Origin of the sequence: Haloferula sp. A504 (genome assembly GCF_044385805.1) — a bacterium.
GTDB lineage: Bacteria > Verrucomicrobiota > Verrucomicrobiia > Verrucomicrobiales > Akkermansiaceae > Haloferula.
Map to the genome: position 1 here is coordinate 1 of NZ_JBISBU010000226.1, position 378 is coordinate 378.

General features: G+C 66.1%; 1 pseudogene. It reads right to left on the reverse strand.

The features are described from left to right. Positions 1–378, reverse strand: a pseudogene (locus ACG2LG_RS24285) (hypothetical protein); the annotation flags it as partial.

A 378-nucleotide genomic window follows, 5' to 3' on the forward strand; every position in this document is an offset into this window, starting at 1 on the left:
CTCGCCCATGTCCAGCGGCTCCTCCCTCTCTGGCTGCGGCGTCGGATCACCCGGAGCCAGTGGCGGGTCACTTCATCCACGAAGAACCCGATGCGGCGACTGTTGAAAGGCACGGCATGATAGTTCAGCCAGCCTTGCACCACCCTCCGCAACCACCGCCCGGTCTCTCCCAGCGGTCGATGCATCCGCTTGCGCAGCTCCAACCGGATCGCCTGCAAGGTCGCACGCATCCGCTTCGCCACCGTATGCCGATGGATCACGAAACCCCCGTCGCTCCTCCGCCTCGCGCACTTGTGCGTGAAACCGAGGAAGTCGAAGGTCTCCGCCCGCTTCCCCCCGCCCTTCCCGCGCCGGTCGGCGAACCGACCAAACTCGATC